The organism is Duganella sp. AC237, assembly GCF_979254035.1.
In genome coordinates, this window is sequence record NZ_CEEDEW010000003.1 from 4,303,718 (window position 1) to 4,317,146 (window position 13,429).

Here is a 13,429-nt window from a genome sequence, read left to right on the forward strand (position 1 = left end):
GATGAATAACATGACCGACCTGGGCGAACAGCTGGATCTGAAAATCCTGCTGGCGACGCTGATGGCCCTGAAAAAAGGCGACTTCTCCGCCCGCATGCCCTCCGACTGGACCGGCATGTCCGGCAAAATAGCGGACACGCTGAACGACATTATCGAGACCAAGGAAAAGATGGTCCACGTCGTCACGGACGTGAGCCGCGTGGTCGGCCGCGAAGGCCGTTTGACGCAGCGCGCGCAGGTGCCCAACATGGCCGGCGGCTGGGCCACCATCATCAGCGCGGTCAATGCGCTGATCGACGACCTGGTTCGCCCGACCACGGAAATGGCGCGCGTCATTGGTGCGGTGGCGAAAGGCGACCTGTCGCAGACGATGGCGCTGGAGGTCGACGGCCATCCACTGAAGGGCCAGTACCTAAGAGCGGCGACCACCGCCAACACGATGGTGGAACAGCTGTCGTCGTTCTCCTCGGAGGTTACCCGCGTGGCGCGCGAGGTCGGCACCGAGGGTAAGCTGGGCGGCCAGGCGCAGGTGAAAGGCGTGGCCGGCACCTGGAAGGACTTGACCGACTCGGTCAACTCGATGGCGGGCAACCTGACCTCGCAGGTGCGTAACATCGCCGAAGTGACCACCGCCGTGGCCAACGGCGACTTGTCCAAGAAGATCACGGTCGATGTGCGCGGCGAGATCCTGCAGCTGAAGGACACCATCAACGTCATGGTGGACCAGCTGCGCTCCTTCGCGTCGGAGGTGACGCGGGTGGCGCGCGAGGTAGGCACCGAGGGTAAGCTGGGCGGACAGGCGTATGTGCCGGGCGTCGGCGGCACCTGGAAGGACTTGACCGACAACGTCAACTTCATGGCGTCCAACCTGACGGGCCAGGTGCGTAACATCGCGGCGGTGACGACGGCGGTGGCCAACGGCGACTTGTCGAAAAAGATCACGGTGGACGTCAAGGGCGAGATTCTCGAACTGAAAAATACCATCAACGTGATGGTGGACCAATTGTCCTCGTTCGCATCGGAGGTCACGCGCGTGGCGCGGGAGGTCGGCACCGAGGGCAAGCTGGGCGGACAAGCGCAGGTGAAAGGCGTGGCCGGCACCTGGAAGGACTTGACCGACTCGGTCAACTCGATGGCGGGTAACTTGACGGGGCAGGTGCGTAACATCGCCGACGTGACCACCGCCGTGGCCAACGGCGACTTGTCGAAAAAGATCACGGTGGACGTCAAGGGCGAGATCCTGGAACTGAAGAACACCATCAACGTGATGGTCGACCAACTAAACTCCTTCGCCTCGGAGGTGACGCGGGTGGCGCGCGAGGTCGGCACCGAGGGTAAGCTGGGCGGCCAGGCCAACGTGCCCGGCGTCGCCGGCACGTGGAAGGACTTGACCGACGGCGTGAACTCGATGGCGGGTAACCTCACGGGCCAGGTGCGTAACATCGCCGACGTGACCACCGCCGTGGCCAACGGCGACCTGTCTAAAAAGATCACGGTGGACGTCAAGGGCGAGATCCTGGAACTGAAAAACACCATCAACGTGATGGTGGACCAATTGTCTTCGTTCGCGTCGGAAGTGACGCGGGTGGCGCGCGAGGTGGGTACGGAAGGTAAGCTTGGCGGCCAGGCGTATGTGCCCGGCGTCGGCGGCACCTGGAAGGACTTGACCGACAACGTCAACTTCATGGCGTCCAACCTGACGGGCCAGGTGCGTAACATCGCGGCGGTGACCACCGCCGTAGCGCGCGGCGACCTGTCGAAAAAGATCACGGTGGACGTCAAAGGCGAGATTTTGGAGCTGAAAGACACCATCAACGTCATGGTGGACCAACTGTCGTCGTTCGCGTCGGAAGTGACGCGGGTGGCGCGGGAGGTGGGCACCGAAGGTAAGCTGGGCGGCCAGGCCAACGTGTCCGGCGTGGCCGGTACGTGGAAGGACTTGACCGAGAACGTCAACCAGCTGGCGGCGAACCTGACCAACCAGGTACGCGCGATCGCCGAGGTGGCGACGGCGGTGACGCGCGGGGACTTGTCGCGCTCCATCCAGGTGGAAGCGCGCGGCGAGGTGTCCTACCTGAAGGACAACATCAACGAGATGATCCGCAACCTGAAGGATACGACGCTCAAGAACGCGCAGCAGGATTGGCTCAAGACCAACCTGGCGCGTTTCACCCGCCTGCTGCAGGGCCAGCGCGACTTGCAGGCCGTGACCAAGCTGATTCTGTCCGAGCTGGCGCCGCTGGTGTCGGCCCACCACGGCGTGTTCTACATGATGGACTCGCAGGAATCGGACGCCCGCCTGCGCATGATCGCCAGCTACGGCTACCGTTCCAGCCGCAAGCTGCCGACCTCCTTCCTGCCGGGCGAAGGCCTGGTGGGCCAGTGCGCGCTGGAGAAGGTGCGCATCTGGCTGACCGACGTGCCGCGCGACTACATCGTGGTCTCGTCGGGCCTGGGCGCGGCGCCGCCGACCAACATCGTCGTGCTGCCTATCCTGTTCGAGCAGCAGGTCAAGGCGGTCATCGAGATCGCCTCGCTGGACCGCTTCACCGAAACCCACCTGTCCTTCCTCGACCAGCTGATGGAATCGATCGGCGTGGTGCTCAACACCATCGAGGCGAACAGCCGCACCGAATCGCTGCTGACGCAATCGCAGTCGCTGGCGCAGGAACTGCAACAGACCAACCAGGAGCTGGCCGAAAAAGCCCGCCTGCTGTCGGAGCAGAACATCGAGGTGGAACGCAAGAACCGCGAGGTGGAACAGGCCAAGCTGGCGCTGGAGGAAAAAGCCACCCAGCTGGCGCTGTCGTCCAAGTACAAATCCGAATTCCTGGCCAATATGTCGCACGAGCTGCGCACGCCATTGAATTCGCTGCTGATCCTGGCGCAGCAGCTGGGCGACAACCCGGACGGCAACCTGTCGGGCAAGCAGGTGGAATTCGCCAAGACCATCCACGGCTCCGGCTCCGACTTGCTTACGCTGATTAACGACATTCTCGACCTGTCGAAGATCGAGTCGGGCACGGTGACCCTGGACGTCTCCGAATACCGCTTCCAGAATCTCCGGAACTACGTCGACCGCACCTTCCGCCACATGGCAGAAGCCAAGCACCTGGGCTTCTCGGTCGACCTGCGCGAAAACCTGCCGACCGCGATGATGACCGACACAACGCGCCTGCAGCAGGTGCTGAAAAACCTGCTGTCGAACGCGTTCAAGTTCACCACGCACGGCCAGGTCTCGCTGGTCATCAGCCTTGTGAACAGCGGCTTCTCCAACGACCACCCCAACCTGATCCACGCCGACGCGGTATTGTCCTTCGCCGTCAGCGACACCGGCGTCGGCATCGCGTCCGACAAACTGCAGCTGATTTTCGAAGCGTTCCAGCAGGCCGACGGTTCGACCGCCCGCAAATACGGCGGCACCGGCCTGGGTCTGTCGATCTCGCGCGAACTGGCGCGACTCCTGGGCGGTGAAATCCGCGTCGAATCGGTGGTCGGCAACGGCTCCACGTTCACGCTGTTCCTGCCTTACAACCGCGCGGGATTCATCAACTACGACATGGGCCGCCAGCCGCAGGTGCGCCTGCCGATGCCTGCCGCGCCGGCGCCGCATATCGTCTACTCCGCGCCGCACTACAGCGAATTGTCGATGCCGGAACATGACAGCGCCGCCGCCGCGGCCGCCGAGCTCGATGCCGATATCAGCGAATACAGCACCAGCGACGACCGCGGCCTGGTGGCGCCGGGCGATCCGTCGGTGCTCATCATCGAAGACGACGAACGCTTCGCCAAGATCGTGCTGGGCTTCGCGCGCGAGAAGAACTTCAAAGGCGTCGTCACCATGCAGGGCGATTCCGCCCTGAGCCTGGCGCGCGACTACCTGCCGTCGGCGATCCTGCTCGACCTCGACCTGCCGGACATCGACGGCTTCACGGTGCTCGACCGCCTCAAACGCGACCCGAGCACCCGCCACATCCCGGTGCACGTGATGTCCAGCCTGCGCGAACGCGAACGCGCGCTGCGCCTGGGCGCGATCTCCTACCTGAACAAGCCGGTCAGCAAGGCGGCGCTGCAGGAGGAATTCGCGCGGATACAGAAATTCCTGTTGGGCGGAAAACGCAGCCTGCTGGTGGTCGACGACGAACCGGCGCAGCGCGACTCCATCGTCGCGCTGATCGGCGACGCCGACCTGCACATCGTCGCCGTCGATACCGGCAAGGCCGCGCTGGAAGCGCTGCGCGAACAGCGTTTCGACTGCATGGTGCTCGACCTGACGTTACCGGACATCTCAGGCTTCGACCTGCTCGACATCATCGGCAAGGACGAATCGCTGCGCGACCTGCCGATCGTCATCAACACCGCCAAAGACTTGAACCGCAAGGAAGTGGCCAAGCTAAAACGCTACGCCAAGACCATCGTCATCAAGGATGCGCGCTCGCCGGAACGCCTGCTCGACGAGACGGCGCTGTTCCTGCACCGCTCCCAGGCCAGCCTGCCGGAGGCGCAACGCCGCATGCTCGAGGAAATCCACGCGGCCGATGGCGGCCTGGCCGGGCGCAAGGTGCTGATCGTCGACGATGACCTGCGCAACATCTTCGCGCTGTCGTCGCTGCTGGAGCGCCAGCAGATGCAGGTGTCGTTCGCCGAAAATGGCCGCGACGGCATCGAGGTGCTGGAAAAGGATCCGACCATCGAGATCGTCCTGATGGACATCATGATGCCGGAGATGGACGGCTACGACACCATGCGCGCGATCCGGCGCATCCCCAAGTTCAAGTCGCTGCCGATCATCACGTTGACGGCCAAGGCGATGAAGGGCGACCGGGATAAGTGTATCGCCGCCGGTGCGTCCGACTACATCACCAAGCCGGTGGACGTGGCACAACTGCTGTCGCTGATGCGGGTGTGGCTGCACTGATGGGCGACATGATGCCATCGGCGCGGCGCCACTCCCCGTCCTCGGTCGAGGAGCTGGAACTGGAGTTGCTCCTGGAAGCGCTGTTCCAATGCCACGGCTACGACTACCGTGGCTATCGGCGCGACCAGGTGCGTCGCAAGGTGCGGCGCCTCATGACGGAAATGTCCGCGACGAGCATCTCGGCGCTGCAAGCGAAGGTGCTGCACGAACCGGCCGCCCACCAGGCGTTTCTCAAAGCGCTCTACGTCGAACCGGCGCTGATGTTCGACAACGCCTCGGAGACCGCGCTGCTGCGCATGTCGCTGGGCGTCTGCCTGCACGGCGCCGCGTTGCCGCGCGTCTGGCTGGCCGATTGCGCCGGCGCCCAGCAGGCGTGGACCCTGGCCATCCTGCTGGAGCAGGAGCAGCTGGGTCCACGCACGGAGATCTACGCCACCGTCGCTAGCGACGCGCTGCTGGACGAAGCGCTGCAAGCGAGCCTGCCGATGGCGCGCCTGGGTGAACTGCAGGGTAACTACATCAAGAGCGGCGGCGTCGGCCGCCTGATCGACTATTTCGAAGTGAACGCGGAAGGCACGCGCGCCGTGCCGTTGCCGCATCTGCGCAGCCGCATCACCTGGGCGCAATACAACCTGGTGACGGACGCCTCGTTCAACGAATTCCAGATGATCGTCGCCGATCGCACGCTGCCGGATTTCGGCCCGCCGCTGCGGGAGCGCGTGCTACGCCTGTTCGACGACAGCCTGGCGCAATCGGGCATGCTGGTGCTGGACCGCCCGTTCGACGACGACGAACCGCTGGCGCGCCAGTACAAACAGGTTTTCCCGCGCCAGCCCTGGTACAAGCGGGTGGTTTAGTAAGCTTAATTAAAACCTGGTCGACGCGCTGGGGCGCTCCGCGATGCGGTCGCGCCACGCCTGCAGATGCGGCATCCCTTCGGCAGACGGCCGGAACTTCATCAAGCCGCGCGCGAACTCCAGCGCGCAGAACGCGGTGATGTCGGCGATGGTGAAGCGCTGACCGGCGACGAACGGCTGCTCGGCGAGCAGGCGGTCGAGCCAGCGCGCCGTGTCGCGCATCTTCTCTCCCTGCGACGCGCCGAAATCGGCAAACTGCGGCTGCTCCAATATCGCCAGCCCCGGATGCGTATGCCGCACGCAGTTGGCGATGCCGAAGAACAGATGCAGCTCCACCCGGCGGTCCGTCATCTCGATGAAGGCCCGCTCGTCGTAGCCCTCCCCCATCAGATTGGGCTCCGGCGCATAGCCTTCCAGCCAGCTGCAAATGGCGCGCGTCTCGCTCAGCAAACGGCCGTCGTCCAGCTCCAGCACCGGCACGCGGCCGAACGGATTCTTCTCCAGGAATTCGGCGCTACGGTTCTGGCCCGTGCCCAGATCGATCTGCACCTGCTCCACATCCGCCAGGCCTTTCTCGGCCATGAACATGGCGACCCGGCGCGGGTTGGGCGTGCGGCTCGACGTGTAGAACTTCATCTCACACGCCCCCGGCGCGCGATTGGCCGGTCTCCAGCATTTTGCGCGCCTCGACCGCCACTTGCTCCAGTTCCTCCGGCGTGGTGCGCTCCACGCGCGGCGGCAGGATCAAGCCGCGCTTGACGGCGGGCCGCTCGCGGATCGCCGCCAGCCAGCGCTGCAGATTCGGCAAATCGTCGACCGGGATCCCGGTCCAGTTGTGAATATTCACCCACGCGAAATTGGCGATATCCGCGATCGAATAATCGCCGGCCAGGTATTCGTTGTCGGCCAGATGGCCATCGAGCACGCGGAACAGGCGCTTGCTCTCGCCCTGATAGCGGTCGATCGCCGGCTGGATCTTCTCGGGAAAGTAGCGGTAGAAGACGTTGGCCTGTCCCATCATCGGACCGACGCCGCCCATCTGGAACATCAGCCATTGCAGCACCCTGGAGCGGCCCTTGAAATCGGTGGGCATCAACTCGCCGGTCTTCTCGGCCAGGTAGATCAGGATGGCGCCCGATTCGAACACGGCGAAATTGTCTTCCGAGCGGTCGATGATGGCCGGGATGCGGCCGTTCGGGTTAATCGCCAGGAACCACGGCTGCTTCTGCTCATTGGTCGACAACTCCAGCGCATGCAGCGTGTAGGTCAGTTCCAGCTCTTCGAGCGCGATGGAGATCTTGTGGCCGTTGGGCGTGGCGGCGGTGTAAAGGTCGATCATTTGTCTCTGCCTTTGCTTGTAGTTTGTCTAAAGGGATAATAGCCCGATTCGAAAAATGGTGCTGCGATCAACGATAAAAAAAAGATAACACAAAGCGATGGCCGGCGGCGCAAAAAAAACCAGCGTCATCGTGAGATGAAACTGGTCGTAAAACGCTCGAGAGCGTGGGGATGGACGGTGTCCGGCGGCGATCGTGCCGCCTGAACGTATTTGTGCCGGACTGTACGGGTCCGGCAACCGGGCGCTTGGCTTTACCGCGCGCTATGGGTAGTACTTTGCCAGTTATCGGCAAAGTCAGGCTTAGGACTTCATTAAGTTTGTAGCGGGGAGGGAAACTTAGGTAGGATGGTGCCGGTGTTTCAGGCCACCGGCGAGCCTGCTGAGTCATGCTTTGTGAAATCCCGCACCTGCTTGGGTACGGCGACCAACTGGAGCACGCTGGGATCAGCGAACGCATAATAATCTTACAATATGACGGCCAAATGACGCATACACAAATCACGCACTTTCGTCGCGCAGCGAGAAATCCGTCGAACGCGGCGCTGCGCAGCCTGGCCGGCGCCGCGCTGCTGATTACGTTGGCCGCCTGCTCGCCGCTGCAAGCGCCAAGCGCAGGCACCGGCGCGGCATCCGGCCCATCCGAACCAGCGCCGGCCGCTCCCGCGCGAGCCGCCGCGCCTTCCGCCCCGAGCGCGGCGCGCATCCTCACCATCGACAGCGCCCAATCGCTGATCGCCGTCACCGTGCGGCGCGGCGGCGTGCTGGCGCGGCTCGGCCACGATCACGTGGTCGCCAGCCGCACGGTCACCGGCACGGTCGCGCCGGCGCACAACCGCGCCGACTTCCAGTTCCGTCTTGACCAGATGACGGTGGACGAACCGGATCTGCGGCGCGCCGCCGGTCTGGAAAAGCAGCCGTCGGCCGACGCCATCGACGGCACGCGAACCAATATGCTGACCAAGGTCTTGGACGCCGAGCGCTATCCCGTGGTGTCGGTGCGCGCCGAACGCGGCGCGGCCGGCGAACCGCTGCGCGTGGCGATCACACTGCACGGCGTCACGCGCGACTACGCCATCCCGGTCGATCTGCGCGAGGACAACGGCGTGATGACCGTCAGCGGCACGGTCGATCTGAACCAGACGGATTTCGGCCTCGTACCATTTTCGGTGATGGGCGGCGCCATGGCCGTCCAGGACAAAATGGCGCTGCGCTTCACCCTGGTTGCAAAATAAACTCCGGGGTCAGGTCCATTATTTCTACACAAGCTGAGCAATGGGAGGCTGGAAATGGGGCTTAAAGCAGAGACCGTGTAGAAATGGTGGACCTGACCCCGGATAAAAAAAAGGCCCGCAGTAAGGAGCGCGGGCCGAAGGTTTTCAAATCGGGAGAGACTTGAAAGAGCAAGGCCAGTATGTCAACGCCGCATGACGACATGATGACAATCGCCCGCATAAACAAACTTTTTTAACAAACTTTTTTAGCGGGCGACGATCAGGCGCAGTCCGAGAACGACGAAAATCACGCCCGCCACCCGGTCCATCCACATCCCGGCGCCGGGATGGCGGTTGATCCATGCGCCCACCGTGCCCGAAAAATAGCCCAGCAAGCCAAACACCAGCACACCCTGCGCCGTGAACAGCAGCCCCAGTTGCGCGGTCTGCCAACTGGCGTCGCCACGCTCGGCCACCACGAACTGCGGCAGGAACGAGAGGAAAAACAGCACGACCTTCGGATTGATGGCGTTGGCGAACAAGCCTTTGGCGAACAACTTGCCCAGGCTTTCATCGGGCACGCCGCCGGCGCTATTGACGCGCGCGCCACCACGGCTGCGCAAGGCGCCGATGCCGAGCCAGATCAGATACGCGCCGCCCACCAGCTTGAGCGCGCCGAAGGCCAGCGGCGATGCCTTGATCAGCGCGCTGACGCCCAGCGCCGCCAGCACCGTGTGGCTCAGGCAGCCAAGCGCGCACCCCAGACCGAAAACCATGCCCTGCCGGCGCCCGCGCGACATGCCCACGCTGAGCACCATCAGATTGTCCGGACCCGGCGAAATGGTGATCAACAGCGCGGCGCTGAGAAAGCCGAAGAATTGTTCTGGAGTAATTAACACGCGTGTTGTCCCGATGCAAAAGCGAGCATGATAACCGCCTGCCATCTTCCGCTGCAATTCTTCGCCTGCAATATTGCCAACAAAGTTGCCTCCGGCGACGGTCAAATTTTGTCTAAGGCAGACATGTTCTCGTTTAAAATGATCAAAAAACTACCCCCAGACCGGCGGCCCTACGGAACACCGATGAGTAAAGCAAGCAAGACGTCCCACGCGCTCACTGTGCCGGCCCGCCACGCCGGGCGCTACGCGTTGCTCTTGCTGCTGAGCTTATTTTGCCTGTGGCACGCGACCCAGGCCGTTGCCGTGGCCGCCGAAGCGCCCGCCCCCATCGGTTTGAGCGTGGCCGACGAAGACAGCGGCATCGACCTTGCCAAAGTTGGTAGGCTTTACCTGGATGAAGGCCAGCCCTACCCGGCCACGGCGGCCGGACTGCCGGCGCTGGTGGCCGGCCTCAAGCCGGCCGACAAAGTCGACCTGCTCGGCGGCGGCTACTGGCTGGTGGCCGAGCTGCGCAACGACAGCCGCCAGTCGGCCTGGGTCATCGATCCCAACGACACGCTGATCGACATGGTCGACATCCAACTCTACGGCGAGGACGGCAGTGTGCGCCAGATGCTGACCGGCTACCGCCAGCCGCATTCCTACCTGCTGCACTACGGCAAGGACATCGACCTGCAGCCGGGCCAGCGCTACCATGTGCTGATCCGCTTCTCCAGCCCGTACTACGCGCGCACGCCGGTGTTCTCGGTGATGCCGCGCACCACCTACCAGCAACTGGTCGCGCGCGAAAACGTGCTGATCATCGGCTCCATCGGCGCCCTGCTGGCGCTGACCGTGTTCAACTTCTTCATCTACTCGATCACGCGCGACCGCTCCTCGCTGTACTACTCGCTCTACGTGCTGTGCTACGCCATCGCCTGGGGCATGACGTTCCACCTGTCGGCCGATTTGTTCAACTGGCACAACCTGCACTGGCATTACGTGCCGTTCTTCCTGCTGCCAGTGCTCAGCACGCTGTTCTACACCACCTTCCTGCGCCTGAAGGACCACGCGCCGCGCCTGTATAAACTCAGCCGCGTCAACATCGTGCTGCCGCTGCTCACCTTGCCCAGCTGCTTCCTGGCGCTCAGCTACGCCCACACCATCGCCACCATCGTCATCACGATCTGGATGACGATGGCGCTCACCAGCGGCATCGTGGTATGGCGGCGCGGCTACCAGCCGGCGCGCTTCTTCGTGCTCGGCTTCGTCGCGCTGATGGTGCCCGGCCTGCTGATCCTGCCGGCCAACGTCGGCCTGATCCCGGCGATGGTGACCAACGCCCAGCTGTTCACCCTGCTGGGCGGCACGCTTGACGGCGTGCTGCTGGCCTTCGCACTGGCCGACCAGATCCGGCTGCTGCGCAACACGCTGGAGCAGCGCGTGCAGGAGCGCACTGCGCAGCTGACCGAGGCCAAGGAGCACGCCGAGGTGGTCAGCCGCCACCGCATCGATTTTCTATCGGCGATGAGCCACGACATCCGCACGCCGCTGGCCGGCGTCATCGGCATGATCAAGTTCGCCATGCGCGACCAGTCGGTGCGCGGGCGGACCGAGGAATACTTGCGCATCGGCCTGCAAAACAGCGAATCGCTGCTGGCCATCCTCAACGACATCCTCGATTTTTCCAAGATCGACGCCGGCCGCCTGTCGATCGAGACAGTCGACTTCGACCTGATCGCGCTGATCGACGACGCCATCGGCATCCTGCAAGGCCAGGCCGACGCCAAGAGCCTGCTGCTGCGCAGCGATCTGGCGCTGGACCTGCCGCGCTACGTCAGCGGCGACCCGACCCGGCTGCGCCAGATCCTGCTCAATTTGCTGGGCAACGCCATCAAGTTCACCGACCGGGGCGAGGTGCGGCTCGACGCCTCGGCCATGCTGACCGCCGAAGGCCACGCCACCGTCTGCTTCAATGTCACCGACACCGGCCCCGGCATTCCGGCCGACACCCTGCCGCGCCTGTTCCAGAAGTTCGAGCAGGCCGACCACTCGACCACCCGCCGCTACGGCGGCACCGGCCTGGGACTGGCCATCTGCAAGGAACTGGTGGAGCTGATGGGCGGCTCGATCGCGGCCGAAAGCCGGGTCGGCGTCGGTTCCACCTTCAGCGTGACGTTGCCGCTAACGCTGGGCAGGGAACCGGCGATCGATCCGTCCAGCCTGCCGCGCAAGGAACACCACGCCTACCGCCTGCGCGTGCTGTGCGCCGAGGACGTGCGCACCAACCAGATTATCGTCAGCACCTTGCTGGAGAACATGGGCCACGACATCCGCATCGTCGAAAACGGCCTGCAGGCGCTGCACGCGCTCAGCACCGCCGCCTACGACCTGGTGCTGATGGACGGCCGCATGCCGATGATGGACGGCGAACAGGCCGCGCGCCTGATCCGCAGCGGCGGCAGCGAGGACTACCGCGTGCTCGACCCGGGCATCCCGATCATCGCGCTGACGGCCAACGCCAGCGACCACGACCGCGCGCGCTACCTGGCGGTCGGCATGGACGGCTTCCTGAGCAAGCCGGTCGACGAGCGCCTGCTGTACGATCAGATCGAGAAAATCATCGCCCTGCACCTGAGCCTGGGCCGGCCGCTGCGCGCGACCGACTCGGCGCGCCTGACGGCGGCACGCACCGAGGCGCTGGACCAGCAATTCGGCGTGGGTCCGGACACGGACGCCGGGCAGCCGGAGGACCCGGCGGCGGTGCAGATCATGCCGCTGGCTGGCATGTCGCACAAACACAGGCAGCGCATCACGCAAGCCTTCCTGGAAGAAGCGCCACGGCGCATGGAAACGGCGCGCGCGGCCGTCATCGCCGGCAACACCGGCGCGGCGGCGGCGGCCATCCACGCCCTCAAGGGCAGCGCCGGCTATCTCAGTTCGACGCACCTGCACACGCTGTGCAGCGAAATGGAATCGGCGGCCAGCGCCGGCCAGCTGGTCGAGGTAGCCGACCTGCTGCCGGACGTCGAGGCGGCGCTGCACAAGGCATGCAGCGATCTGCGCACCGCCGTCGACCACGCCAGGGCGCCGGACGTCAGCAGCGCGTAGGCGTTAGGCAGCAGGCATTAATCCTTCAACTCGGCCGGCACCTTGCCGCCGTTTTCCGACAGCTTGATCATCACCTGCTTGTGCAACCAGATATTCATCGACGCCGAATCGTTTTTGTCGCCGGTGTAATGCAGCTCGTCGGCCAGCTCCTTGCGCGAGGCCAGGCTGCTGTCCAGGTTGAGCAGCTTGAGCAGGTCGACGATGGACGTGCGCCAATTCAACGGCTGCGAGTTCTGCTGCTGCATCGTGGTCAGGATCGCTTCGACATCGACCAGCGGCGTCACCGGCGTGGCGGCGGGCTGTGGTGCGGCGGCCGGCGCGGCAGCAGGTGCCGCTGCGGCAGGCGCCGGCGCGGCGGCGGGTTGGGCCGCTTCAGGCTTCGAGCCCGGGAAAATCTTGTGGAAAATGTTGCTGAGTATGCCCATGGTAGATCCTTTCAACGTTGATAAAATATAGACCGCTTGCGCGGCCATCCGTTCCGTGCTCCCCGTACGTTCCACCTCGGCCACGCCAGGCGGGGGGTCTGGTTCATAGTAGCCGAGATAACGTTCCCCCGCCGTCTGCTTGCCGCGCCCATCACACCCGGTGTCATGTCGAAAGTTTCCCTCCGTGCACTCCTACATGGCCGCGGGATGTGCGCCTACTCACTGAACCGTTGGGCCGGCTTAGGATGTGAACTCGGGGAAGGACAATGGTTCCTCCCCTTTCCAAGGAGAAGCACCATGAGCCAACCTAACAAACCGAGCGAAAAAGGTTTCAAACCCGGCGCCAACATGCCCCACGACGGCTACGATCCCGAGCGGGACGGCATGTCGGAGAGTGGCAACCATGCCGTCGGCCATGTGGCGAACGACACTCCGCATGTGAACGAGCAGCATGGCCGTGCGCCGGCACGTTCCGACCAAGGCATGCGCCAAGGCAACCTGAGCCGCAGTTACCAGGACAGCAAACAGGATGCAGCGGCCGCCTCGGCCGAGACCACGCACCGCGACCGCGCCGCCGGCGCCCGGGGCGACAACAGCACCGACACCAACCGTGGCCGCTAACGGCTAGACGCTAACCGGCAGCAAAGATATCGATTCCAGTTTACTGGACATGGATTTCCTGTAAAATGG

Annotated in this window: 9 protein-coding genes; 5 read left to right on the top strand and 4 right to left on the bottom strand. The window is 64.0% G+C overall.

The genetic code is table 11. From position 1 onward, the window contains the following. Position 1 precedes the first annotated feature (1 nt). Positions 2–4,918: a hybrid sensor histidine kinase/response regulator gene (locus AC0IYS_RS19060; protein WP_471706648.1), complete on the top strand. Its 4,917-nt coding sequence runs from the start codon at positions 2–4 to the stop codon at positions 4,916–4,918. Then, positions 4,906–5,775, top strand: a complete 870-nt coding sequence (locus AC0IYS_RS19065; RefSeq protein WP_471706649.1) for a CheR family methyltransferase — start codon at positions 4,906–4,908, stop codon at positions 5,773–5,775. The genes AC0IYS_RS19060 and AC0IYS_RS19065 overlap by 13 nt, the downstream gene beginning before the upstream one ends. 9 nt (positions 5,776–5,784) lie before the next feature. Here AC0IYS_RS19065 and AC0IYS_RS19070 read toward each other — a convergent pair whose 3' ends face one another. Then, positions 5,785–6,411 (bottom strand): glutathione S-transferase family protein, encoded by a 627-nt coding sequence (locus AC0IYS_RS19070; RefSeq protein WP_471706650.1) that lies wholly within the window; start codon positions 6,409–6,411, stop codon positions 5,785–5,787. Position 6,412: 1 nt separating this feature from the next. Next, a complete protein-coding gene (locus tag AC0IYS_RS19075) occupies positions 6,413–7,114 on the bottom strand; it encodes a glutathione S-transferase family protein (RefSeq protein WP_471706651.1) in 702 nt (233 codons plus the stop codon). 482 nt (positions 7,115–7,596) lie between these two features. Here AC0IYS_RS19075 and AC0IYS_RS19080 point away from each other — a divergent pair, with 482 nt between their 5' ends. Continuing rightward, a complete protein-coding gene (locus AC0IYS_RS19080) occupies positions 7,597–8,346 on the top strand; it encodes a YceI family protein (RefSeq protein WP_471706652.1) in 750 nt (249 codons plus the stop codon). Between the two features lie 245 nt (positions 8,347–8,591). On the opposite strand, the gene AC0IYS_RS19085 is transcribed toward AC0IYS_RS19080, so the two are convergent. Further along, complete coding sequence (locus AC0IYS_RS19085) at positions 8,592–9,224, bottom strand: LysE family translocator (protein ID WP_471706653.1); 633 nt, start codon at positions 9,222–9,224, stop codon at positions 8,592–8,594. A 183-nt stretch (positions 9,225–9,407) separates the two neighbouring features. On the opposite strand from AC0IYS_RS19085, the gene AC0IYS_RS19090 reads away from it, so the two are divergent. Beyond that, positions 9,408–12,314, top strand: coding sequence for a hybrid sensor histidine kinase/response regulator (locus AC0IYS_RS19090; protein WP_471706654.1), 2,907 nt, complete (start codon positions 9,408–9,410; stop codon positions 12,312–12,314). A gap of 17 nt (positions 12,315–12,331) precedes the next feature. Here the strand turns inward: AC0IYS_RS19090 and AC0IYS_RS19095 are convergent, their stop codons facing one another. After that, the gene (locus AC0IYS_RS19095; RefSeq protein ID WP_471706655.1) at positions 12,332–12,739 is read right to left on the bottom strand and encodes a DUF3597 domain-containing protein; all 408 of its coding nucleotides are present in this window, start codon (positions 12,737–12,739) and stop codon (positions 12,332–12,334) included. Positions 12,740–13,036: 297 nt separating this feature from the next. Between AC0IYS_RS19095 and AC0IYS_RS19100 the strand changes: the two genes are divergently transcribed. Beyond that, positions 13,037–13,360: a hypothetical protein gene (locus AC0IYS_RS19100; protein WP_471706656.1), complete on the top strand. Its 324-nt coding sequence runs from the start codon at positions 13,037–13,039 to the stop codon at positions 13,358–13,360. Positions 13,361–13,429: the final 69 nt, after the last annotated feature.

What these genes read in the sequence shown, in the direction of transcription:
- AC0IYS_RS19060 (WP_471706648.1), top strand. Translation starts at nt 2, where the DNA reads ATGAATAACATGACCGACCTGGGCGAACAGCTGGATCTGAAAATCCTG.
- AC0IYS_RS19070 (WP_471706650.1), bottom strand. Translation starts at nt 6,411, where the DNA reads ATGAAGTTCTACACGTCGAGCCGCACGCCCAACCCGCGCCGGGTCGCC.
- AC0IYS_RS19075 (WP_471706651.1), bottom strand. Translation starts at nt 7,114, where the DNA reads ATGATCGACCTTTACACCGCCGCCACGCCCAACGGCCACAAGATCTCC.
- AC0IYS_RS19080 (WP_471706652.1), top strand. Translation starts at nt 7,597, where the DNA reads ATGACGCATACACAAATCACGCACTTTCGTCGCGCAGCGAGAAATCCG.
- AC0IYS_RS19090 (WP_471706654.1), top strand. Translation starts at nt 9,408, where the DNA reads ATGAGTAAAGCAAGCAAGACGTCCCACGCGCTCACTGTGCCGGCCCGC.
- AC0IYS_RS19095 (WP_471706655.1), bottom strand. Translation starts at nt 12,739, where the DNA reads ATGGGCATACTCAGCAACATTTTCCACAAGATTTTCCCGGGCTCGAAG.
- AC0IYS_RS19100 (WP_471706656.1), top strand. Translation starts at nt 13,037, where the DNA reads ATGAGCCAACCTAACAAACCGAGCGAAAAAGGTTTCAAACCCGGCGCC.